Source organism: Pseudomonas sp. S3_E10 (genome assembly GCF_054667615.1).
In genome coordinates this window covers 3,621,991-3,645,588 of sequence record NZ_CP162743.1, presented here as the reverse complement: position 1 = coordinate 3,645,588, position 23,598 = coordinate 3,621,991, and the positions used below count along the sequence as shown (strand labels likewise).

Sequence of the window (23,598 nt, the reverse complement as noted above, 5' to 3'; positions counted from 1 at the left end):
GCGCAGTCATCTGCATAGGCCTCGGCGAACGAGGCCCATCAGTGATGTCGCTGGCAGCACTTGAACGCCAGCAGCGTCGAGCCCTTTTGCGCAAGGAGATACCCTATGAAGCGTTCCGCTCTTGCTGGCTTGTTCATTACCGCGGCAATGCTGGCCTCCCCTGTTTTCGCGGCGGGCGAGCCCGATCTGTGCAAGATCAACCTGGATAAAATCAACAACGGCAAGGCGCTGCTCGCGACCGACACCACGGGCAAAAGCGGCGAAATCGACACCGCCGTCTCCCAGGCCAAAGCCGCCCACGCCGCCGGTGACGACAAGAAGTGCATCGAGATCACGTCCAAAGCCCTGCAAGATTTGCAGAACAACGAGAAAGGCGGTCAGTAAACGATGGGCCAACCTACGGGTTGGCCTTCCGTAAGCATTTGGCGTACACTGCACAGGCTTGTCACTCACTGGAAACAACGAGTTACAAGCACGGGGCCGTTTAGGATTCGACGCCGGTCGCGAAACTTTAGGTGCATGCCGAGTTGGTAACAGAACTCGTAAATCCACTGTTGCAACTACTTATAGTTGCCAATGACGAAAACTACGGCCAGGAATTCGCTATCGCTGCGTAAGCAGCCTTAGACCTGAGCTTCTGGTACCTTCGGGTCCAGCAATCACCAGGGGATGTCTGTAAACCCAAAGTGATTGTCATATAGAACAGAATCGCCGTGCAGTACGTTGTGGACGAAGCGGCTAAAACTTACACAACTCGCCCAAAGCACCCTGCCAGTCGGGTCGCTGAGGGTTAACTTAATAGACACGGCTAAGCATGTAGTACCGACAGCGGAGTACTGGCGGACGGGGGTTCAAATCCCCCCGGCTCCACCACTTCAACATCTAAAGACGTCCACGGACGTCTTTTTTTGTGCCTGAGACCCGCTAAGTACGGGAGCTTCAGGACTATTGGGGGTTTTCCAGGTTTTTTGAGTTCCAGCCGATTTGGTATTCCCAATGGTATTCCAAGGCATGCGGTACTATTTTTTGGAATACCAAAACGGTGTCAGAGGTAGCTCTCATGCCCGCTCCAGCTCTCTGCCTTTCCGACCGCCAGCTTAATTCGGCAAGTCATTCTCCGGCGAAATAATCACTGTCCAGTTGCTTCACTTCGTACACCTGCTTAACGCTCACGCCCAGGTTGTTCTCTACCATCAGTCGCGCGAGCTCAACACCATCGATCAATACCACTTTGATATCCAACCCCAGCGCTGCAGTCCGGGCCCCCTCGGAGAACTCTGAAGTAGTGATGAACACACCCTTACGCGCACGCTGGCGAGTCAGTGCGCCGATAAACTTGTCGATCTCCGGACGATGCACCGTGTTGGCCCAGCGCTTGGCCTGCAGATAGATCACGTCGAGGCCAAGCTTGTCTTCTTTTATGATGCCGTCGATACCATCATCATTGGTCGCCTGGGTCGCTTTACCCGCTTCTTTACGCGAGCCGCCGTAACCCATGGCAATCATGAGATCGACTACCAACTGTTCAAAGAAGCTCGGGGTGGCTAGCCGGACTTGCGTCAGCAGCTCATCTGCGAGGGACTGCATCAGCGCCTGATGCGCATCGGCCAACTGCTCGTCTGGCGTGGTTTCGGCAGTACCAATGCTCAGCACGGCAGGGGCATCAGCTGATTGCGGTTTGGCTGTATGAAAGTCCGCAAACTCAGGAAACTGCTTCAACCAGCTCACCGTGATGCGCTGCGGACCATTGGTCAAGGCATCAAGGCCACGCGGGGTGATTTGCACCATGCCCTTGGCCGGAATGCACAACAGCCCAGCCTTATTCAAATAGGTACGAGCCCAGCCCACGCGGTTGTTGATCACCGTCTGCTGGCCTGAGGGTAGCCGCTCTCTACGTTCGTCCTCGGTCAGTTGGAACTGATCAGCCACCCGCTCGCGCAATTCATTGAGCGGCAGCGGCGCACCGTTCTGTACGGTGCTCAGCACCGGGCGCATCACGCTTTGAAAATCCGGAATTGCCACTGTTACTCCCCCAACCTTAACGACCGCTTTAGACCCCGCCCACGCGGTTCTCATCGAAAGAAGCCGCGGTCTTGAGCATCTTCAAAATCACCAGCGCAAACGCGCGGCTCTTCGTTTCGTTATCCAATACTTCCAGTGACAGCTTCTCGTGGTCGGTCATGGCATCCAGCACGGTGTCGAGAACACGCTTGGGAAACAGGCCGTGCATCACTTGATCCACCGAATGGTTGTTCACCTGGGCCATCACATCTTCCTGACGACTGATGCGCTGGGCGATACCGGTAAGGAACTGCAACTGGTCGTCGTCGCTCACTTCGGCACCAAAGATATCGTTCAGCGCCTCAATGATTTCGGATAAGCGCTTCTTCTCCGGATCATGCGGCTTACCGCTCCCAACGTCACTGCCGGGTTTGACGGTATATGTGCCCGCTTCCTCGTTCAGACGCAGCACGTGTTCAGCTCGCTTACTCAGGCGGTAGTGGCTCAGTTGCAGTTCACCCACATCCACGTCATCTTCCAGCAGGCGATCTACACGCAGCAATGGGTGCAGATGTTTGGCGTACACACATAGCTGTTCTAGTTCGCGATCTTCGTAAGGCACGATCTGCGACAGAAACTCGTACAGGCGCACAAAGCTCTGCAGGTTCTTGCGGAACAGGTCGAGCTGATCGACTTGCTCGCCAGCTTCTTTCAACGCGTGCTCGGCTTTTTTCAAGCCGGCGCTATCCCCGTTGGCTTCGGCGGTTCTTTTGTAATCAAGCGCCTGCTGACGAGATTCCAGCGAGAAGGCATAGCGCTTGGCAAAACGCTCTTTGGCCGGCGCGCAGTAATAACTGAGCTTGCTGGCTTGCGCCTTAGGATCGAAGAAGGCCAAGGCAAACGCTTCGACCTCTTGCCAGTGATAGATGCCCTCGGCATCCAGCTTCTTCTGCAGGTCATAGATGATCTGCGGGTCGGTCACGTCGGTCAGCTCGGCCTTGGTGTAGTACGGCAAGAAGGCGTCGAGAATGTCCTGTGGCTCGTTGAAAAAATCGAGGATGAAGGTTTGTTTGCTATCACCGAACGTGCGGTTCAATCGCGAGAGGGTCTGCACGCAGTCCACGCCTTGCAGCTTTTTATCCACGTACATGGCACACAGCTTGGGCTGATCAAAGCCGGTCTGATACTTGTTGGCCGCGATCATCACGTTGAAGTCTTGGGTGTCGAAAGCGTCCGCCAAGTCGCGGCCATTCAGGCCCGCGTTGAGCAAGCTGCTGTTTTCGGTCACTTCCTCGGGAATCACCTCATCCGGCAACACACTGCCGGAGAACGCCACCAGCGGGTGCACATCGTTGTAACCCATCTGTTGCACATAATCTTTCAACGCCAACTGATAACGAACCGCTTCTTGACGGCTGCTGGTCACTACCATGGCCTTGGCTTGACCATTGAGCAGACCGCGGATATTGGCGCGGAAATGCTCGACGATTACTTCGACCTTCTGGCTGATGTTGTACGGGTGCAAGCGCACCCAGCGTGCCAGCTTGATGCGTGCTTTTTTGCTGTCCACCTCATCGTCTTCGCCATCCGGGTGGGCGATCTTCCAGGCGGTGCTGTAGGTGGTGTAGTTGCGCAGCACGTCGAGGATAAAACCCTCCTCGATAGCTTGGCGCATGGAATACAGATGAAACGCCTCAGGCTTATTGCTGGTGCTCGCTGGCAGCGTGGAGTCGGCCGGACGACCGAACAGCTCCAGGGTTTTAGCTTTTGGGGTGGCGGTAAAGGCGTAGTAGCTGATGCGCTCATTGGGCTGGCGCGCTTGTACGGCGGCATCCAGTAACTCTTCGGCGCTGACTTCTTCCGCCTCCAGAGCATCGCTGCCGAGAATTTGTTTCAACTTGCTGGCCGATGAGCCCGTTTGCGAGGAGTGCGCCTCGTCGGCGATCACGGCATAACGCCCGCTGGCCAGCTTGGGGTACTTGTCCAGTGCATCGAACAGCGCCGGGAAGGTCTGGATGGTGACGATGATGATGCGCGTCTGCTCGGCCAGCGCTTCGGCCAGTTGTTCGGATTTGCTCTGGTTGCCGACATCGCGACTGATCGGTTTGACCACGCCCTGGGCGTGCTCGAACTGGTAGATGGTGTTCTGCAGCTGGCTATCCAGCACTGTCCGGTCGGTGACCACGATCACCGAGTTGAACAGGCGCTGACCGCTATCGTCGTACAGCGAGGCCAGTTGATGGGCGGTCCAGGCGATGGAGTTGGACTTGCCCGAGCCGGCGCTGTGCTGAACCAAATATCGCTTGCCCGGCCCTTCGGTGCGGGTGGTATTGATCAGCTTATTGACCACTTCCCATTGATGGTAACGGGGGAAGATCATCATCTCCTTGGTCACCAGCGTACCGTCGAAGCCTTCACTGGTTTTCTTGTCCAAGTGCAAAAAGCGCCCAAGCACTTTGAGCCACGCATCCGGCTGCAATAGGCGTTGCCAGAGGTAACTCGTGGCATATTGGCTGTCGTCCTCAGGCATCGGGTTGCCCGCGCCGCCTTCCTCGCTGCCGAGGTTAAACGGCAGGAAGAAGGTTTCTTTACCCGCCAGCTTGGTGGTCATCGCGACTTCGTTTTGGCCCACGGCAAAGTGCACCAGCGCGCCGCGCTTGAAGGTCAGCAGCGGCTCGGGTTTGCGTGTCAGTGGGTCTTTTACCGGGCGGTCATTGCGGTACTGGCGCTTGGCGTTTTCCACCGACTGTTTGAATTCGCTTTTCAGCTCCAGCGTGGCGGTGGGAATGCCGTTGACGAACAGCACCAGATCCAGGCGCGGGTCGTAGCTCTGTCCACCGGCGCCAGCATCACGCGCGTGCGGTGAATAAGATACTTCCGGCACCACGCGCAAGCGGTTGCAGTGGTAGCGCTTGAGGGTGTCCGGGTTCATGCCGTGATCGGGCTGGAAGCTGCACAGTTCCACTTTTACTGCCGGTAGTTTGAAGCCATGACGCAGCACATCGAGGGTGCCGCTCTGCTCCAGCTCACGTACCAGCTTTTGCACCAGCACATTATCCGGATTGTTCGGGTTGGCCTTGGCGAACTTTTCCCAACGTTCCGGCCATGCGTCTTTGAAGTAGCCCAGCACATCTTCGATATACAGCGCCGTGCGGCGGTCATAGCCGCTGGAGGTGCCGACAAGCCAGCCTTGGGTTGCCAAGGCCTCGGTGATGTCCTGCTGGAATTGCGCTTCCTTGCTGCTCGCCATTACACGGCCTCTTTTGCTAATTCGGGGGATGGCGCATCGGTCGGTGGCTGCCAGCCGCGCACGTCGATTTTGCCGGTGACGGCGGCGGAGATTAGTGCAGAGCGGCGTTCTTGGAGAAGTTCTACTGCTAAGTCGCCCTCGGCAATCAGCTCGTCAATTCGCCCAGTTTTTTCATTGATCAGTTCGGCAATCGCGCCTTGTTCGTGTTCAGGAGGTATAGCCAGCCAGAATGCGAGCAAGGAGGACTGTGGCAAATTATTAGCCAAGCCATTCCCGCCACTCAGCGCCTGTTCTATTTGAGATCGCATGAATTGCGCGTTCATTACCCAAACAAAAAATTGAGTACTGACCTTTTCTTCCAAATGGACACGGAAGATTTTGTCAGAAAGCATCAGCCGTTCACGCACCTGCCCCAGCAATGCAGTCGAACCGACTAGCTCAGGCGACCCACTCGCTCGTGACATCAATATGTCCCCCGCACGAACCTCATACTCGGGAATTGGTTTCAGCGTAGAAGGTAGTGTCTTGTTCTCGGACGAATCGAAAAAGCCTCCGTTAACGCAACCCGCTTTCAGTACGCCCCAGCCATCTTCTTCGGCAGGATATGACTCACATTCAGGACTCCAACCTTGCTCAATAAATCGGATTGCTCGCCGAGTGGCACAAACAACCCAATGCGCTGGCACATCGCCTAGCCACTCCACGCCTGAGTCTTTCATTGGCACCATCGGATCGAGACCTTTGGTAACGGCGTGGGAGATCACGGCCTGGCGCTTTTCCTTGAGCAGTTCGATCAGGCGCTGTTGCTCTTCGATCAACGCGTCGATGTGGGCGGTTTCGTGATCGAGGAAGCGGGCGATTTGGGTTTGTTCGACGACAGTTGAAACAGGTAAGAGAATTTCGCCAATCAAGGTTCCGTTTAAGTTGGCAAGCCCAGTTGTTGAGTTCGAAAGCAAATCCAGCTGAGCTCTAGCCAGCTCATTGTTCATGACATACCAAGCTAGTTTCGGAGTAAAACTTGAGTTCACCCTTAGCCTCTGCATGAAGTTTCCATAGCAGCAACCCTGTTTAGCTATAGCAGCAGTTACCAGCGTCGTTTTACCTATGTGCAAGGAGCTTCCGCTGGATTTCGTTACTACTAAATCGCCCTGGACAAGAAGCGCGCTAGCTTTCTCCTTGTTGCTAAGCTTTCGGGGTGCGGGGTCAATAAGCTTCCAGTTTCCGTCTACGGTTTGATCCGTAGAACGCAACACTAACGTGTCACCTTCCCCCGATGGGTCATCCCCCCAAACACCGCCGTCGTTATTGCTAAGTAACCACTTGAATGGCTTGACCGCCCAAGAGGTTGGCACGTCACCAATCCAAGTTACCTCAGAGTCCTTGTATACCGGATACGCAGGAAAGCTCATGCCGACAGCCCCTCAATCATCTGCTTGATACGGTCGGTACAGACTTTCAGATCGTGGTCAATCTCAGCCAACGAGCGCGGCGGCTGGAACACATAGAAGTGGCGGTTAAACGGGATCTCGAAGCCGACAATACCCACCTCGTCATCCAGCGCATCGGTCTTGCTTTCGTCGATCCAGGCATCCGGCACATGGGGGATGACTTCACGCTGGAAGTAGTCATACACCGATTCGCCCAGCGGCACGTTTTCGTTGTCACGCAGGCCGGTGTCTGCTTCCGGTTGGCCTTTGGTGGTGCAGATATCCGCCTCGGGGTCGCGCTCGCTCAGGGCGCTCATCAGGGCTTTTAGCTCCGGCGTGCTGAGGCTGACGCCGTTGTCGGTGAGGGCTTTTTTCAGCAATTTGCTGAACTGCTCGCGGTTACGGTGCAGTAGGCTGGCGTCCATCGTTTGTAGGGCGGTAATTAGTTGCTGCCGAGCGGCGCTGTCGAGTTTCTCGATGGCTTTTTCTTCCAGCACCTTGGCGATGCGCTCGGCGCTGGTTTGAAAGTTCAAACGCAACGGCCGCTCGACGGTAATCCGGCGATAACCGAAGGCGTCGATGGGGAAGATCTTGCTCTGCGCGCTGTGCTCGAAGCTGCCATACAGACGCACCAGCTCGCTGATTTGATCTTCGGTGATGTACTGGCGCTTACTGCCCAGCGACTTGCGCATTTTGGCGTAATGCTGGCTGCCGTCGATCAACTGCACCTTGCCCCGGCGCGCATCGGCCTTGTGGTTGCTGAGGATCCACACATAAGTGGCGATGCCGGTGTTGTAGAACATGTCCGTCGGCAGCGCGACGATGGCTTCGACCAAGTCGTTCTGCAACAGGTAGCGGCGAATCTCCGACTCACCCGAACCCGCGCCACCCGTAAACAGCGGCGAACCGTTGAGGATGATGCCGATGCGCGAGCCACCGTCGCGCGGGTCACGCATCTTGCTGACCAAATGCAGAAGGAACAGCAGCGAACCATCGGACACGCGCGGCAGGCCGGGACCGAAGCGGCCGTCGAAGCCCTTGTGGTTATGCTCGTCGGTGATCTGCTTTTGTACCTTCTTCCATTCCACGCCGAACGGCGGGTTGCTGAGCATAAAGTCAAAGCGCTTATCGGCCAACTGGTCGTTGGACAGGGTGTTGCCGAGCTTGATACTGGCTACGTCCTGGCCCTTGATCAGCATGTCCGCCTTGCAGATGGCGTAGGACTCGGGGTTGAGCTCCTGGCCGTGAAGCGACACGCTGACCTTCTCGCTGATGGACTGGATGTACTCATCACCTTCGGACAGAAAGCCACCGGTGCCCGCGGTTGGGTCATAAATCGTGACGATGCTGTTGGGCGCGAGTTTGTGATCCTGATCGGTGATCACCAGCGAGGTGGTCAGGTGCACGATGTCGCGCGGGGTGAAGTGCTCCCCGGCGGTTTCGTTGGAGCTTTCCGCGAACTTGCGGATCAGTTCTTCGAAGATAATGCCCATGCCGAAGTTGCTGATGAACTCGGGGCTCAGGTCCGTGGCGGCAAAGCGTTGCACCACCTGATACAGCAGGTTGGCGGTTTCCAACTGCTGAACGAAATCTTCGAAGTGGAAGTGCTCGAAAATCTCGCGGGCGTCCTTGCTGAACGCTTGTACGTAACTCATAAGGTCGGCGGCGGTCTGAGTGTCAGAGAGCGTGCCGAGGGTCAGCGGCGAGCCGTTGAAGAACTGCTGACCGGCAGCCCGCAGCAGAATCATCTCGCGCACCTGATCCGGACGGCCTTCCTGGGCGAAGGTTTGTTTGATCACCTCAGCCTTGGTCGGTGCGAGTACACACTCCATCCGCCGCAACAGAGTGAACGGCAGGATGATCCGGCCGTATTGCGATTGCTTGAAGTCACCGCGCAGCAGATCGGCAATGGACCATAGAAACGCGGCCGTCTGGGAATGATTTTCCGTGTTCACGCAATAACTCCTTGGAGTACAGGCAAAAAACGCAAGTCTAACACTTGAGGATGCCCATCCGGAGCGTGCGCTTTAGGTCATGAACGGTCGCCGAACCAGGGGCCGCTTTTGAGCGGCTTTGCCAGTGCTGAGCCGCTCACTCAACCTGGCCCATTGCAAATCACAAAAAGACAACACCTCGCAAACTTATTACAACCCCCGTTCAACCTTAATCATTCTCAACATCCAAATAGCAAGTTAGCGAACTATCTATTCCACCCCATCAACTGGATAGACAATCACAAACCACCCATTGCTTTAACGATAAACCCCCTCGTTATTTTGTTTTCAAATGCATTTCAAATACCCACACCCATGCTAATGTCATTACGATATCAGTGCTGTTTAAGCAGGCCTGGGAGGTTATTCGTTGCCCCACATTCTCTCTACTACCAAAGTCTAATAACGATATTTGTGGAGTCACCAATATCCGAGGCGCGCGCATCCTCTTCTAGACGCGTAATAAGAAGACCATCAGCAGAGGGCATACCATGTTGAAGTGCAATGGACCCAATGATCGGGCTGCCGGCGAGGCGAAGCCATTTTGGCGAGATCGCGTGGAGGCACCGTGTACCCAGGAGTGTGATGTTCAACCCGCCTCTGACCCGGCAGAACCGGCCACCTTGGCTCCTCTAACGTCCATGAAAGACGAACTGATCGCCGCGCAGGCGATTTGTGGTCGCGCCAAGTCCGCGGTGGTCGAAATGTTCGGCCATGCCCGCATGGGCCGGGCGTTGGAGTTGGAGCATATCGGCGCATTGGTCGACGATATTTCAAGCTCCATTGCACGCCATCCCAATGCTTTTATCAGCCTGGCACGTCTGAAAAGCATCGATGACTACACCTACATGCATTCGGTCGCGGTGTGTGCGTTGATGATCGCCCTGGGCAATCAGTTAGGCCTGCCCACCGCCCTGATTCGCAAGGTCGGGCTGGCCGGACTGCTGCACGACATCGGCAAAATGGCGATTCCCGGTGCCATTCTCAACAAGCCCGGCCGCTTGAGCGATGACGAATTACAGGTGGTGCGAACGCATCCGCTTGAAGGGGAAAAAACATTGCTGGCCACCGCGCAAGTATGCGAGATGGTCGTGGATGTATGCCTGCATCACCACGAGAAAATCGACGGCACCGGCTACCCCCATCAGTTGGCTGGCGACCAGATCAGCCTTGTGGCTCGGATGGCCGCGGTCTGCGATGTCTACGACGCAATTACCTCGGACCGTTCGTACAACCAGGGCTGGGACCCTGCCGTGGCTATTCAACAAATGTCGACATGGGAAGGGCATTTTGACGATGACGTATTCCGCGCGTTTTTAAAGTCCGTGGGTATTTACCCCGTCGGTTCTATCGTTCAATTGCAAAGCGGCGGTATCGGTGTAGTGATAGAACAACATGCCGACTCATTATTGACGCCAAAAATCAAAGTGTTTTTCCTGCCGGCTTTAAATGTCTATATCCCCTACCAAATAATAGACCTGGGCACCCCCAACCAACACGATCGTATTATTGCGCGGGTAGCGCCGCAACGTTATGGTTTCAAAAATACCGAGCGTTTATGGCTCGACGACGCCGCACCCAAAACGCGTTAAGCAACTTACAGCGCTGTACAGCATGCCAATGCCAAAGCAGCCGATGATCCAATAAGCCGTGCGAATACAAAGACACTGGAATGTCGACATCCGATTATTTTGGTCGTTATGAGCGTGGGCGAAAACATCATGAAATTCAAATCATTGCAGACTCGAATCTGTTTTACGGCCGGACTCTGCCTGTTTATTTCCTGCGCAAGTCTGGTGTTATATGGGCTGTATTCCTCAAAGGCCAACGAAGCCTATGTGGGCACGCAAGTATCGGCATTGATTGAAACCGCCACCATCCGCGAAGTGCAGAATCTGGCAGAGTCTCGTGCCACCGCCATCCAGGCGAAGCTGCAAAACGCGCTGGACTCGGCACGCACACTGGCCAATACGCTGGGCGCGGGCAAAAGCGCCCAAAGCCCGCTGGTATTGGGTCGGGACTCAATCAACACAATGTTGCTCAGCGTGCTCAAGGACAACCCCGACTTCAACGGCACGTACTCCTGCTGGGAGCCCGACGCACTGGACGGCCAGGATCAAGCCTTTCGTAATAACGAGGGCGGTAACAACCCCTTGACTGGCCGCTTCACCCCTTATTGGACACGCAGTTCAGACGGTCATATCGCCGTGCAACCACTGGTCGAATATGACTCCGATGCCCGCCACCCCAACGGTGTGTTGAAGGGCGGCTGGTACTCAGGCCCCCGGGACACCTTGAAGGAAAGCGTACTCGACCCCCTCCCCTACGTGGTGCAAGGCAAGAATGTATGGCTGACCACCCTGTCGGTGCCGATCACCGCCAATGGCAAGTTCTACGGCGTGGTCGGTGCTGACTTCGATATCTCGTTTATCCAGAAACTCAGCGAGCAGATGTCCGCCGACCTTTATGGCGGCAACGGCTCCGTATCGATCCTCAGCCATCAAGGGCTGGTGGTGGCCGACAGCAAACGGCCGGAACTGATCGGCCAGCCGCTCAAAGCCTTGCTGCCCGACGCTTGGGAGAAGGTGTTGGCCAATGTTCAAAAAGGCCAGGGCGACAGCCAAATCAACCAGGGCACCCAGGAAATCGAGGTGCAGATGCCCATCAACCTGGGCCGCACCGACAAGCCGTGGGCCATCGTGATCCACCTGCCCAAGGCGGTCGTCATGAGCCAGGCCCTGGCTCTGGAGCAAGAATTGCAATCGCGCGGCGTCAACAGCAGCATCTGGCAGGTCGCGGTGGGCATCGCCATCTCCATGCTGGCTTTGCTTACCCTGTGGTTGGCTACCGCCAAAATCGTCGGCCCGATTCGTGAAGCCGCCCACCTGGCCGCTAACATCAGCCTGGGCGACTTTTCGCGTCGGCTGGTGCAAACGTCTGAAGATGAGGTCGGCCAATTGTCCTTTGCCCTGAACGATATGTCGGAAAGCCTGCAACGCCAGGTGCGCGTGGCCGAACGCATTTCCGAGGGTGATCTGGACCTGGAGGTACGTCTGTCCTCGCCCAATGACACGCTGGGCAAATCCTTGGAAAAAATGGTCGGCAACCTGAACACCTTGATTTCCCAAGTGCAGGCCAGCGCCACGCAAATCACCGGCAGCTCTGCACAGGTCACGCAGTTGAGCCAGTCGCTGTCCGACGGCGCATCCAATTCGGCGTCGTCGATCACTGAAATCAGTGCCGTCATGACCCAAATGGCGGCGCAGACCACCGACAACGCCGCCAATGCCAAAAAGGCCGACGAACAATCCCAGGCGGCGCGCGCCGACGCGGGGGAAAGTGACAAGCTGATGAGCGAACTGATCGCGGCCATGGCCGAGATCGATAATTCGGGCAAAGACATTACCGCCATCATCACCACCATCGACAACATTGCCGCGCAGACCAACCTGCTGGCGTTGAACGCCGCGATCGAAGCCGCACGTGCCGGGGAGCTGGGCCGCGGCTTTGCCGTGGTGGCCGATGAAGTGCGCAGCCTCGCGGCACGCAGTGCCGAGGCGGCACAACAGACCGCAGCGCTGATTGCCGACTCGTCGACCAAGACGCAACGCGGCATGATCATCGCCGGCCGCACCGCCGACTCGCTGCGCAACATTGTCACCGGCACCGGCACCGTCTCAAGTCTGGTGTCACTGATCTATCAGGCGTCCAGCGAACAGGCGTCCGGCTTGCAACAGGCGAGTATTGGGCTGGAGCAGATCGACGAGGTCACCCAGCAAAACCAGGCCAACTCCCAGCAATGCGCGATCGCGGCCAGGAACCTGTCAGAGCGGGCCAATGCAATGCAGCAGGGGTTGGGGCGTTTTAAAGTCAAAGCCTAAGGTGTTAACCGGCGCGCACTGACCGCCACGCAGGCGCAACCACTTGGACTCCACCCGACTTCCCATTACCCTGAGCGCCCCATCAGACAACCGGAAGTCAGATACCCGTGTTCAAGCCCGTCGCTGCTATCGCTCTTGCCTGCACACCTTTGCTCGCCAACGCCGCCGACCTCGCCGGCGTCTGGACCGGCACGCTGGGCAAATCCGCCATTACCGCCTGTTTCAACGGAGCTGACGGGGAGCACGGCAGTTATTACTACCAACGCATCCTCACCCCCATTCAACTGACCCAAGCCAGCGACAGCGCGCCGTGGGTGGAGGAAGGCGATACCGGGTTCTGGACGCTGGATAATCGCTCCGGCGATACGCTGGCGGGCGCTTGGCGTAAAACGCAAGGCGGCAAACCGCTGCCGATTACCCTGAAACGTGTCGGTACGCCAAACGACGGCTGCGGCAGCGATGCTTATAACGCCGCCCTGGAAGCGGCGCCGCTGCCGGTCAAGACGCAGGAAAAATCCTTCGGCGGTCACCGCTACGTGCTCAAGACCCAAGGCGCCCGAGTCACGCTCAAGCTTGAGGGTGATGGCCCGGCGGTGCAGAAAATCAATCGGCAACTCGCGGCGCTGGCGGTCAACGACGACGATCAGGCCGACTATTTGCGCGAGCGTCGCGAGTATCTGGGACGAAACGGCTCGGCCCTCACCAGTGAAATCACGGTTGAGCCGACGTATTGGTCGTCGCAGTGGATCACCGTGAAGTTCTACCGCTGGACCGCGGGCATGGGCGCCCGGGGCATCAGTTGGGGGCAGCATTCCTGGAACCTGCAGACCGGCGAAGCGGTTGACCCCTGGACGTGGCTGGGCGGGCACCAGCAGTGGTATGACGCCTATTCCGGCGAAGTGAAGCTGTCGACCCCGTTCAAGACATGGCTGGCCAGACAAACCACCACCGACGAGGGATGCCCGGCGATCAACAGCTATTCCACGTTCGACCTGAGCTTCAACACCCAAGGATTGCAGCTGTCGACACCCGCCAACGGTGACGGGTGCGACAACGAACTGAGCTTTACCTGGGAGCAATTGGCAGCCGTGTTGACAGCCGAGGGTAAAGCCGCGCTGCCCAGCTTGAAGGCGCCGTGAATACCTGAATACAAAAACCCTACACTCGTTCACGAAACATTCAGAAACGCCGACAGATACTAGCCGAATGCCACGGCCGCTCCCCCGAGCGGCCCACTGCCTCGGTAGCCACAACCCATGACACGCCCCGCCTCTTTATTGTTTCTGCTCGCCGGTCTTTTATTTTTTTTCGCCCTAGGTAGCCACGACCTGCAAGGCTCCACCGAAGCCCGCGTCGCCGGGATCGCCATGGCCATGCATCTGGACAATAACTGGGTGGTGCCACAGTTATTTCGCGAGCCTTTTTTGGAAAAGCCGCCCTTGAGCCTGTGGCTGGATGCCGGGGCGATTCGCCTGTTTGGCGGCACCACCTGGGCTGTGCGCCTGGCGTCGGCGTTTGCCGGGTTGTTCAGCGTAATGCTGCTCTACGCAATGCTGCGCAGGTTCGGCCGGCCGCAGACATTGGCGTTCAGCGCAGCCTTGATCCTGGCGACCATGGCCAGTTACTGGAGCAACGTGCGGGGCGTGGGTGAGGACTCGTTGCTCAGCCTCGGCGTGACCACTGCGCTGCTGGCGTTCTATCAGGCGGTGCGGCCGGACCGCGAAGGCCCCAACATGGGCCATTGGGCGCTGTTTACCGTCGGGATGGCGATCGCCACGCTAAGCAAAGGTGTGCTGGGGCTGGCCATGCCGGGCATTGTGATTTTTGTGTACCTGGCCGCTACCAGCGTGATGGACAAACGCCTGCGCATCGGCAACTGGCTCAAACCCGCGCTGTGCACCCTATTGGCATTGGTGCCGCTGCTGATATGGCTGTGCTTCCTGTACCAACGTGGCGGCATGCAGGCTGTAGGCGAAGTACTGTGGACCAACAGCGTCGGCCGGTTCAGCGGCTCGTTTGTCGAAGCCGGGCATTACGAGCCGTTCTACTACTACATCGCCAAACTGCCGGAGGCGTTCCTGCCCTGGAACATCCTGGTGTACCTGGGGCTGTGGCATTTGCGTAAAAGCCTGGCGCGCAATCGCTATCACCTGTTTTTCAGCGTATGGCTGGTGGCGCAATTCACCTTGCTGACCCTGGCGTCCAGTAAGCGCACGGTGTACCTGATGACGCTGGCCCCGGCCGCCGCCGTGTTGGCCGCCGAATATGCACGGGTACTGCTGCAATGGCTCAAAGAGCACAAACCCGCCCTGTATAAACACCACCGACCTCTGGTGGGCGGCGTGTTCACCCTGGCCATTGCCAGCTACCTGATCGCTGCCTTCTGGTTTGCGCCCAAGGCTGATGTGCGCCAGTCATTCGTGCCGGTCATCCGCCAGATCCAGGCACTGCAAGCCGAAGGCAAAGAAGTCGTATTGTTCCAGCCCAATGAACGCATCGCCGGCGCCGGCGTGTTCTACATGCAGGGCTATTTGAAGATGCTGCAGACAGAACCCGAGCTGCACCGTTACCTGGCGGCCAAGCCCGGCAACGTTGCGCTGCTAGACCACACCAACGGCTTGAATCCCCAGGTGAAGGTGATCAAGCACATGGCGATCAACCGCCAGCCCTACTACTTCGTCGAGCAGTAGGGCCGGCGCAAGGCATCAGTGCTTGGTGAGTTTGTCCAGGTAGCCCATCGCGAACGCGGAGATCACGAAGGTCATGTGGATGATCACGTACCACATCAGGTGCTGCGGATCGACGTTCTTGGCATCCATGAAGATGCGCAGCAAGTGGATCGAGGAAATCGCCACGATGGAGGCCGCCACTTTCATCTTCAGCGACGAAGAGTCCATGGTGCCCAGCCAGTTGAGTTTCTCTTTGTTGTCATCGATATCCAGCTGCGAGACGAAGTTCTCGTAGCCGGAAATCATCACCATCACCAGCAAGCCACCGACCAGCGCCATGTCGATCAACGACAGCAGCAGCAAGATGACGTCCGCCTCCAGCATGCTGAACACATTCGGCAGAACGTGGATGATTTCCTGAAAGAATTTCAATGCCAGGATCAGCAGGCCCAGGGACAAGCCGAGGTAGATCGGCGCCAACAGCCAGCGTGAAGCGTACATAGTATTTTCGATAAAGCGTTCCATGGGGGTCTCACACAGCTTGGCTAGAAATGGCGGCGAGTATACCAGCCGCCACAAGTCACCTGTAACCGCGAGAAAACTGACCCAGGCGGCTTCTGTAAGAGAATTTTTCTGCTAGTGTCGAGCCCATCAACTCGGCTCGATGACGTCGGACAGGAAAAACTCAGATGATGGATGTGCGCTCCCCCTTGGCCGGTGTTGGCCTGTGTGCGGCGTTGCTGATGGGCAGCGGTTGCTCCCCCAGTGATGAGCAGAAACAGACGACCCTCGAAGAGAAAACCGCCAAGTTCGAACAATCCCTCGACAGCATCCAGGACCCCAAGCTGCGCGACGCCATCGCCGACCTCGGCGGCTCGCTGTTATTGCTGGAGCGGGCCCAGGCCAAGCTCGCCACCAAGCCCATTGAGGCCGAGTACGGCGACGACACCCTGGCCCTGCTCAAGCACTACCCCACGCCGCAAGCGCTGGTGGACACCTACATCAATGGCCTGTTCGTGCTGCGCAAGACCTCTCACTCCGACTACCTGACGGATTTGCAGCCGGTCTTCCCGTTCAGCTTCAACATGCCCGACCAATTCCCCTTCCCCCATGGCCTGGAGTGGCAATCGGTCACGTTGAGCAACAACAAAGTCATCCCCTTCCAGCCGGAATGGTCGGAAACCGACCCAGGTATCCAACTGAGCCCCAGCAGCTCCAACCTGACCAACCCCGATGACCTGACGGTGACCTATCCGTTCATCGATGGCCTCGAAACCGAAAACAAGAGCCAGCCTCAGCCTGTGAGCCTCAAGGGCCGCGTGGAAGTGATCGCGCCGGGCAGGGTGTTGACGTTCGACCTGTCGAAAAAAGACGTGGGCCATAAGCGCACCGAGGGCAATATCACCGTCAACCTGCTGCTCCTGGAAAAAAACTACGCCGAAATCGAACTGACCAACAGCCAGCCGCTCGCTCCGCAAGTGGGCGACGATTCGCCGAACCCGTTGCTGGTACAGGCACGCGATAGCACCGGGCAATTCCTCACACGTTCGGGCTCGATCAATGAAAGCGCCGCGCAGGTGGCGTTTTACCAGAAACAATTGGCCGAGATGCAAAAACAGAACACTTGGTCCGAAGCCTTCGAAAAACAGCTTATCGACGAACAAAAAGCCTTCGAGCACAAACAGGGCAGCCATTACGCCAAGGTATATTTCAATGGCCTGATCGATAGCGTGCAGGTCAACGTGCTGGACTTTTCCACAGCCTCCGTCACCCGCAAGGACCTCGACCTGCCGATACTGCGTTTCGACAAGAACAGCCTGCAAAAAACCGTACAAGCCTTGCCGATGCCAGTCACCGTGTACGACGACGGCGCCGCCAACTGGCTCAAGGGCGCCACGCTCAGCGAGGAACAACTGAAAAACAGCGTGACGATCACCCAGTCCGTCGAAGACGCCAGTGCCGCGCATATCACCTTCGATCACCCCTTCACCTTCAACGACGAATTGGTGGGCGCCGAGCGCAACAGCAGCGAATCGCCAGTGACGTTCTTTACCGCCGACGACAAGGGCGAACGCGGCGAGCCCATCGAATTGCCCAGCGAAGCCTACGAGCTGACCCCGGCGCGCGGCACGCTCACCTACGACCTCAACCTGTTCCCGGAAAACCCGGCGTTCGTGGTGGGCTCGATCCCGCTGTTCCTGGCGACCATCGAGAAAGGCGAGATTGACGTGGCCAAGCTGCCCAAGGGCCTGTCGCTCAAGGACAACGCGCTGATCGTCGACCAGAAGGCATTCCCCGCCGACAGCTGGCGCTTCTACGCCAAGGACGCCAGCGGCCATTACCTCAAGGAAATCCTCGGCGTCAGCCACCGTGCGCAGGAGTACGGCACGGCGATGTTTGACGTGCATTATTTCTATGGCACGCCGACGGCGCTGGAAAGCTACCAGCGCACCGACCTGACGACCGTGCAATACGGCTTCGAGGTCAAGCTGGACAAGCCCGAGGGCAAATGACCCGGCCTACAGCGCAAGCTGCTCATGGTTGCCGTTGAGCTGTCGCAGGTGGGCCTGCATGTGCAGGCACCAGATCTGCGGATCGCCCGCCAGCTCGTAGCCATGCAGGGTCAGGCTGTCGACGATTGATTCCAGAATGGTCTGCGCCGCAATCGGCCCATGAAACGGGCCTTGGGACTTGATGGTGGACGGCTGTTCACCGGACATGCCGGCGGCAAACAATAAGGTCCACATGCCGGTATCCCCCGCGAGCGGGCGAATGGAACATTCGATACGGGTGACCAGGCCAAAGCACTGGCGGGTAAGGCAAAGGTTGCGCGACATGGCGGCGCCCCTCGGTAGATCGGTGTTCAACCCCGGCCAATGGCGAGGCTGTTTCTATCCAGCGACTCCTGTGGATATCCCTAAAACAGAGAATAGAAGAAAAACACAACAAACCAAGGCGCTAGAGACCAACGGTGGCGGCCACCGGAATCGAGTCAATTTTATGGCGGCCACAGGTCTGAAGGCACTGACATCCATTGTGGGAGGGGGCTTGCTCCCGATAGCGGTGTACCAGCTACCCATAAGCTGGCTGACCCACCGCCATCGGGAGCAAGCCCCCTCCCACATTGGGATCTGCTTCGTTCTACAGATCCTACTTACCACGCGTCAGCTCGGCTTGGCCTCAGCCAACGCCTGCTGCGCCAACTCCTTCTCCGCCTCCTTCAAGTCTTCCTCGCTGATCATCTCGGCAATCGCACGCAAACGCTCAACCACCCGCGCGTTGACGCTGCCTTCGGGGAATTGCCCCTCGGCATCCGGCTCGCCGGCAGGTTCACCCACCAGCAGGCTCAAGGCCTCGTCCGCCTGGCGTACCGCGTAGATGTGGAATTGCCCGGCGCGTACGGCCTGCAACACCTTCTCATCGAGCATCAGCGTGGCGACGTTGGCCTGGGGGATGATCGCCCCTTGCTCGCCGGTCAAGCCGCGCGCTTCGCAGAGGCGGAAGAAGCCTTCGATTTTCTCGTTGACGCCACCCACCGCCTGCACTTCACCAAACTGGTTGATCGAGCCGGTGATGGCAAAACACTGCTTGAGCGGCGTTTTCGACAGCGCCGAGATCAGCGTGCAGGCTTCGCCCAAGGACGCACTGTCACCATCCACATACCCGTAGGACTGCTCCAGCGCGATACTCGCCGAAATCGCCAACGGGAATTCCTGGGCATAACGGCTGCCCAGGTAACCGGTGAGGATCATCACGCCCTTGGAGTGAATCGGCTGGCCGAGGTTAACCTCGCGCTCGATGTCGACAATACCGCTGCCGCCGGGGTACACCGTGGCGGAAATGCGTGCCGGCACGCCGAACGCCGAATCGCCCACCTCCAGTACCGTCAGCCCGTTGCATTTGCCGACGGCCGCACCCGCGGTATCGATCAGGATCACCCCGGCGAGCATGTCATCGAGAATCCGTGCCGACACGCGCCCGGTCCGCGTGGCCTTGGCCTTGAGCGCGCGCTCGATGTGGCCGGCGTCGGTCATGTCATCGCCCGCCAGGTGGCGGATAAAGTCCGCCTCGCTGACCAGTTGGAACAGGTCGCCAATGCGTGCCGACAAGCGCCCCTGGTGCTCGGCCAGCCGGGCGCTGTACGTGGCCAACCGCGCCACTGCGTCCGAAGTCAGCGGCGCCATGCCTTCTTCCGAGGTGCGGGTTTTAAGCAACTGGGCGAACTGTTCCAGGCTCTCGTCCACCATCGGGATGTCTTCGTCGAAGTCCACCAGCACCCGGAACATCTCCTGGAAGTCCGGATCGGCGTCCTGCAATGCGTAATACAACTGGCGCGAACCGATGATGATCACCTTGACCTGCAACGGAATCATTTGCGGGTTGAGGGTGACGGTGGCCAGGCGGCCCAGCTCGCCCAGTGGCGATTCCATCTTCAGCTTGCGCGATTGCAGGGAGCGCTTGAGCGCGTCCCATACAAACGGTTCGCTGAGCATTTTTTCGGCTTCAAGAATCAGAAAACCGCCATTGGCACGGTGCAAGGCGCCCGGGCGCAACTGACGGTAAGTGGTGTAGAGCGCGCCCTGGTCGGTGCTGTACTCGATACGGCCGAACAGGTTGTCGTAGGTCGGGTGCGGTTCGAACACCACCGGTGCGCCGCCGTTGACCGCATGGCCCACCACCAGGCTCGGGCAGTATTGCTCTTCAAGCAGCTTGCGCGCCTGGGCGTCGGTCTTGGCGTCGTCCACCAATTGCTCGACCACGGTTTTGAGCAGGTACACCTGCATGGCTTGCAGATAACCGCAGACTGCGGCGTTTTCCGCGTATTTTTCCGACAGCGGCGCCAGCAAAGGTTGCAGGGCCAGGGTGATGGTTTCTTCGTTGAACTGGCGCAGTTGGTTGTTGGACTCGCGCTTCCACTGCGGCAGGCTGGCCAACTCTTCGTTGAGGCGCTCTTCCAGCTCGGAGATGTCCGTGTGGAAACGTTCGCGATCCACTTCCGGCAGCTGCGAGAACTCAGCCTCGTCCAGCGCCTTGCCGTCGAGCATCGGCGTGAACGCGATGTTGGAACTGTCACGGTACAGCGCCACGTCTTTTTCCAGGGCCAGCCGTTCGATCACGTCCAGGGCCTTGTCGTAACGCTGGTTGAAGGCACGGTCGATGGCGCTTTTGCGCTGTTGATAGGTCGGGTGCTCGAAGGCGGCCGGGAACGTCGCCACCAGGTTGTCGACCAGGCCATTGATATCTGCGATGAACGCCGCCGCCGCGCCGCCAGGCAATTCCAGGGCGCGGGGTTCGCGAGGCTCATCGAAATTATTCACGTAGACCCAGTCCGCCGGGGTCTGCAGGCGCTTGCCTTCGGCCTTCAGGTAACGTTTGACGAACGAAAAGCGGCCAGTGCCCGGCTCGCCCATGACAAACACGTTGTAACCGGGGCGTGGCATCGCCACACCGAACTGCAACGCTTCAACCGCGCGTTCCTGGCCAAGCACACCGCGAAAGGGCTCCAATTCATTGGTGGTCGAGAAGCTGAACTGTTCAGCGGAGAAAGGGCGAGTCAGCGCTTCGGGCGCTAGGCGCAAGCTGGCAGCAACAGGATCAGGCATCGGGCTTCCTTACATCAGGCGGGGCAGATGACGGCATTCTGGCTCCCCCTTGCGCGCTCTGGCAAGGCGCGCCGTAGGGAAAGCACAGGTACGGGACGCGTCCTACAAAAAATCGCGACAATGCTGATTGTTTTATAAAAACCCACGGAACCCTTGGAACCTGCCTAAACTCCAAACTGCGCGGGTTGGACTAATAACCGATCCCTAGGGCGCTATGAAGTGCCTGAACCCTTGTCCATTGGTTTGCACACAAAGAGAACAAAGCTATGAAACGGATCCTTCTCGGTACTCTCTTCACCGTTGTCTCCCTCAATGCAATGGCAGAATCACCAGGTGGCCCGAACTGCGGTTGGGGCAACATGTTGTTCGAAGGCCAGCGCGGTACTCCGGCTCACTTCCTGGCTTCCACCACCAACGGCACTTCGGGTAACGCCACCTTCGGCATGACCTCGGGCACCAACGGTTGCAGCACCAACAGCGCGCTGACCTACGGCGGCAAGTCCTGGATTGCCATGAATGGCATGATGAACGAGCTGTCCGAAGACATGGCCAAGGGTAATGGCGAAGCACTGACCACCTACGCCGTGGTACTGGGCGTTGCACCGGAAGATCGCGCGCACTTCGCGGCCGTGGCGCACGAACACTTCCAGCAAATCTTCAGCAAGGCCGACGTGACCGCTGAAGACGTGCACAACAACACACTGGCTGTACTCAAAGGCGATGCCCGCCTGGCGAAATACGCTACCCAGGCTTAAGCTCGACCTGCCCGCGCCTCCCGAGGCGCGGGTTTTATTTTTGGGCCCGCCTCCCCTTTGGGTCTGTCTAAATATCCGACTTAAGTTGCCCCTATGCTCAAACGCTTTGCCTGGATGGCACTCTTCGCCTGCGCCCCGCTGTACGCGGCACCGCATCTTGATGATCAACGTTTGCAGCAACTGGCCAATGATCCGTTCTGGCTGTCGCTGGGCCATTACGAAGCCGGCAAGCTAAAAGGCTGGCGCAGTTATGTCAGCGAGCAGAAATTCTTCCTCGCAGCCGATGGTGCCCACCACCCGGATGCGGAGCTCAAGGCCACCGTTGACGCCCTCTATGCGCCGGCCAGCCTGGGTGAAAAACATGCCCAATGCGTCTACCCCGCACGTACCCGCTGGCTCAAGGACCAGTTGCACCTGGCCGACCTGCCGGCCGTGAACTGCAAGGAATTCAAGCAATGGTTCAAGGACGTCGCCCCCCACAGCGCGGTGATGATCTTCCCGGCGGCCTACCTCAACAGCCCGTCATCGATGTTCGGCCACACCCTGCTGCGTATCGACCAGGCCGACGTGCAAAGCAACAATACGGCGCTGCTCAGCTACGCGATCAACTTCGGCGCGTACATTGAAGGCTCGGACAACAGCATCCTCTACGCCTGGAAAGGCCTGATGGGCGGCTATCCCGGCCTGTTCGCGCTGGTGCCCTACCAGGAAAAACTCTCCGAATACCGTAGCCTCGAAAACCGCGACCTGTGGGAATACCGCCTCAACCTCACCCAAGTCGAAACCGAGCGCATGGTCGAGCACGTGTGGGAGCTCAAGCAAATCCAGTTCGACTACTTCTTCTTCGACGAAAACTGCTCCTACCGCCTGCTGGAGCTGCTGCAAGTGGCCCGCCCAGGCCTGCGCCTGACCGAACAGTTCCCGCTGACCGCCATTCCTACCGACACGGTCAAAGCCGTTAAAGATGCGGGGCTGGTCGAGAAAATCGACTACCGGCCTTCCCGCGAGCGCGAACTGCTGGAGCGCGCCAAACCGCTGGACAGCGACGAGCAACAATGGGTATTGAAGGTCAGCGACGACCAGAACCAATTGCAAGAGCCCGCATTCAAAGCCCTGCCTCGCGACCGCCAGGCGCTGATCATCGACGCCGCCTATCGCCTGGGCCGCTACCGCGCCAATGGCCTGGAACGCGACACCGCACGCTCCCAGCGCAGCTTCGAACTCTTACGCGCGATCAACCAAAACCCCGCGCCGGACCTTGAGATCACGCCCCCCGGCCTGCCGGAAAACGGCCATGAATCCCGTACCTGGCAAGCCGGCATCGGCACCCGGGGCGACAAAACCTTTGGCGAATACGGCCTGCGCATGGCCTATCACGACCTCAACGACAACGCCGAAGGCTTCCCCCTCGGTGCGCAGATCGAAATCCTGCAAATGAAGTTGCGCCAGTACGAAGGCAACCACTGGCAACTGCAACAACTGGACCTGGCCACCATCCGCTCCCTGACGCCACGCAACGCCCTGTTGCAACCCTGGTCATGGCAAGTCACCGGCGGCCTGGAACGCGTACCGGGCAAACACGACGACGAAACCCTGGTGGCGCACGTCAATGGCGGCGCCGGCGGCACCTGGCAACTGAGCGACGACATGCTCGGCTTCGCCCTCGGCACCGTGCGGGTGGAGCACAACAATGACTTCAGCGAAGCCATCTCCCCCGCTGCTGGCTTCAACACTGGCGTGCTGTGGAAAAACCCGCTGGGCAACCTGAGCCTGGAAGCCAAGGGCGACTTCTTCACCAATGGCGAAGTGCGCCGCAGCATCAGCCTGAACCAACAATGGGAATTGTCCCGCAACCTGGGCCTGCGCCTGAGCGCACAGCGCGAGTACAGCCACTTATCGACGCCGGTCAATGAGGTGATGCTTGAAGTGAAGTGGTATCACTACTGACCACAGCCAGACCAGGACCCAAAATGTGGGAGGGCTTGCCCCTCCCACATTTGGCCTGCATTTATTCAGCT

15 protein-coding genes, 1 other RNA gene and 1 pseudogene are annotated in these 23,598 nt (G+C 58.3%); 10 read left to right on the top strand and 7 right to left on the bottom strand.

The features are described from left to right. Positions 1–105 precede the first annotated feature (105 nt). Together AB4N98_RS16650 and ssrA are read left to right on the top strand one after the other, a co-directional pair. Positions 106–384 carry a hypothetical protein gene (locus AB4N98_RS16650; protein WP_017528811.1) on the top strand — a complete coding sequence of 93 codons (279 nt, stop codon included), beginning with the start codon at positions 106–108 and terminating at the stop codon, positions 382–384. A gap of 92 nt (positions 385–476) precedes the next feature. Further along, positions 477–873: a transfer-messenger RNA gene (gene ssrA / locus AB4N98_RS16645) on the top strand. A gap of 237 nt (positions 874–1,110) precedes the next feature. Here ssrA and AB4N98_RS16640 read toward each other — a convergent pair. Genes AB4N98_RS16640 through AB4N98_RS16625 form a run of 4 tightly spaced genes read right to left on the bottom strand, consistent with a single transcriptional unit; the run spans position 1,111 to position 8,633 of the window. Then, the gene (locus tag AB4N98_RS16640; protein WP_460148830.1) at positions 1,111–2,022 is read right to left on the bottom strand and encodes a restriction endonuclease; all 912 of its coding nucleotides are present in this window, start codon (positions 2,020–2,022) and stop codon (positions 1,111–1,113) included. Between the two features lie 28 nt (positions 2,023–2,050). Next, positions 2,051–5,251 (bottom strand): type I restriction endonuclease subunit R, encoded by a 3,201-nt coding sequence (locus AB4N98_RS16635; protein WP_460148828.1) that lies wholly within the window; start codon positions 5,249–5,251, stop codon positions 2,051–2,053. After that, positions 5,251–6,660, bottom strand: coding sequence for a restriction endonuclease subunit S domain-containing protein (locus AB4N98_RS16630; RefSeq protein ID WP_460148826.1), 1,410 nt, complete (start codon positions 6,658–6,660; stop codon positions 5,251–5,253). The genes AB4N98_RS16635 and AB4N98_RS16630 overlap by 1 nt, the downstream gene beginning before the upstream one ends. Continuing rightward, the gene (locus AB4N98_RS16625; protein WP_460148824.1) at positions 6,657–8,633 is read right to left on the bottom strand and encodes a type I restriction-modification system subunit M; all 1,977 of its coding nucleotides are present in this window, start codon (positions 8,631–8,633) and stop codon (positions 6,657–6,659) included. Before AB4N98_RS16625 ends, AB4N98_RS16630 begins: the two co-directional genes overlap by 4 nt. Positions 8,634–9,313: 680 nt before the next feature. Between AB4N98_RS16625 and AB4N98_RS16620 the strand changes: the two genes are divergently transcribed. The 5 genes and pseudogenes from AB4N98_RS16620 to AB4N98_RS16600 all read left to right on the top strand — a co-directional run bounded on the left by AB4N98_RS16620 (position 9,314) and on the right by AB4N98_RS16600 (position 15,243). Further along, positions 9,314–10,264: an HD-GYP domain-containing protein gene (locus tag AB4N98_RS16620; RefSeq protein WP_017528849.1), complete on the top strand. Its 951-nt coding sequence runs from the start codon at positions 9,314–9,316 to the stop codon at positions 10,262–10,264. Between the two features lie 108 nt (positions 10,265–10,372). Beyond that, positions 10,373–11,608 (top strand): annotated as a pseudogene (locus AB4N98_RS16615) (cache domain-containing protein); the annotation flags it as partial. A gap of 42 nt (positions 11,609–11,650) precedes the next feature. Further along, positions 11,651–12,553 carry a methyl-accepting chemotaxis protein gene (locus AB4N98_RS16610; RefSeq protein ID WP_438811433.1) on the top strand — a complete coding sequence of 301 codons (903 nt, stop codon included), beginning with the start codon at positions 11,651–11,653 and terminating at the stop codon, positions 12,551–12,553. A 107-nt stretch (positions 12,554–12,660) separates the two neighbouring features. After that, on the top strand, positions 12,661–13,692 hold the full coding sequence (locus tag AB4N98_RS16605) for a hypothetical protein (protein WP_068935204.1): 1,032 nt from the start codon (positions 12,661–12,663) through the stop codon (positions 13,690–13,692). A 117-nt stretch (positions 13,693–13,809) separates the two neighbouring features. Further along, positions 13,810–15,243 carry an ArnT family glycosyltransferase gene (locus AB4N98_RS16600; RefSeq protein WP_068935206.1) on the top strand — a complete coding sequence of 478 codons (1,434 nt, stop codon included), beginning with the start codon at positions 13,810–13,812 and terminating at the stop codon, positions 15,241–15,243. Positions 15,244–15,258: 15 nt separating this feature from the next. Here AB4N98_RS16600 and AB4N98_RS16595 read toward each other — a convergent pair whose 3' ends face one another. Continuing rightward, on the bottom strand, positions 15,259–15,747 hold the full coding sequence (locus AB4N98_RS16595; RefSeq protein ID WP_003176188.1) for a TIGR00645 family protein: 489 nt from the start codon (positions 15,745–15,747) through the stop codon (positions 15,259–15,261). A gap of 164 nt (positions 15,748–15,911) precedes the next feature. On the opposite strand from AB4N98_RS16595, the gene AB4N98_RS16590 reads away from it, so the two are divergent. After that, positions 15,912–17,735, top strand: a complete 1,824-nt coding sequence (locus tag AB4N98_RS16590; RefSeq protein ID WP_460148821.1) for a hypothetical protein — start codon at positions 15,912–15,914, stop codon at positions 17,733–17,735. A 6-nt stretch (positions 17,736–17,741) separates the two neighbouring features. On the opposite strand, the gene AB4N98_RS16585 is transcribed toward AB4N98_RS16590, so the two are convergent. Then, positions 17,742–18,059: a PA4575 family protein gene (locus AB4N98_RS16585; RefSeq protein ID WP_017528854.1), complete on the bottom strand. Its 318-nt coding sequence runs from the start codon at positions 18,057–18,059 to the stop codon at positions 17,742–17,744. Positions 18,060–18,386: 327 nt separating this feature from the next. Further along, a complete protein-coding gene (locus AB4N98_RS16580; protein WP_017528855.1) occupies positions 18,387–20,825 on the bottom strand; it encodes a Lon protease family protein in 2,439 nt (812 codons plus the stop codon). Between the two features lie 266 nt (positions 20,826–21,091). Here AB4N98_RS16580 and AB4N98_RS16575 point away from each other — a divergent pair, with 266 nt between their 5' ends. Then, positions 21,092–21,580 carry a DUF3015 domain-containing protein gene (locus AB4N98_RS16575; RefSeq protein WP_017528856.1) on the top strand — a complete coding sequence of 163 codons (489 nt, stop codon included), beginning with the start codon at positions 21,092–21,094 and terminating at the stop codon, positions 21,578–21,580. A gap of 93 nt (positions 21,581–21,673) precedes the next feature. Further along, entirely contained in the window at positions 21,674–23,527 is a 1,854-nt protein-coding gene (locus AB4N98_RS16570; protein WP_068935207.1) for an Lnb N-terminal periplasmic domain-containing protein, read from the top strand. Positions 23,528–23,598: the final 71 nt, after the last annotated feature.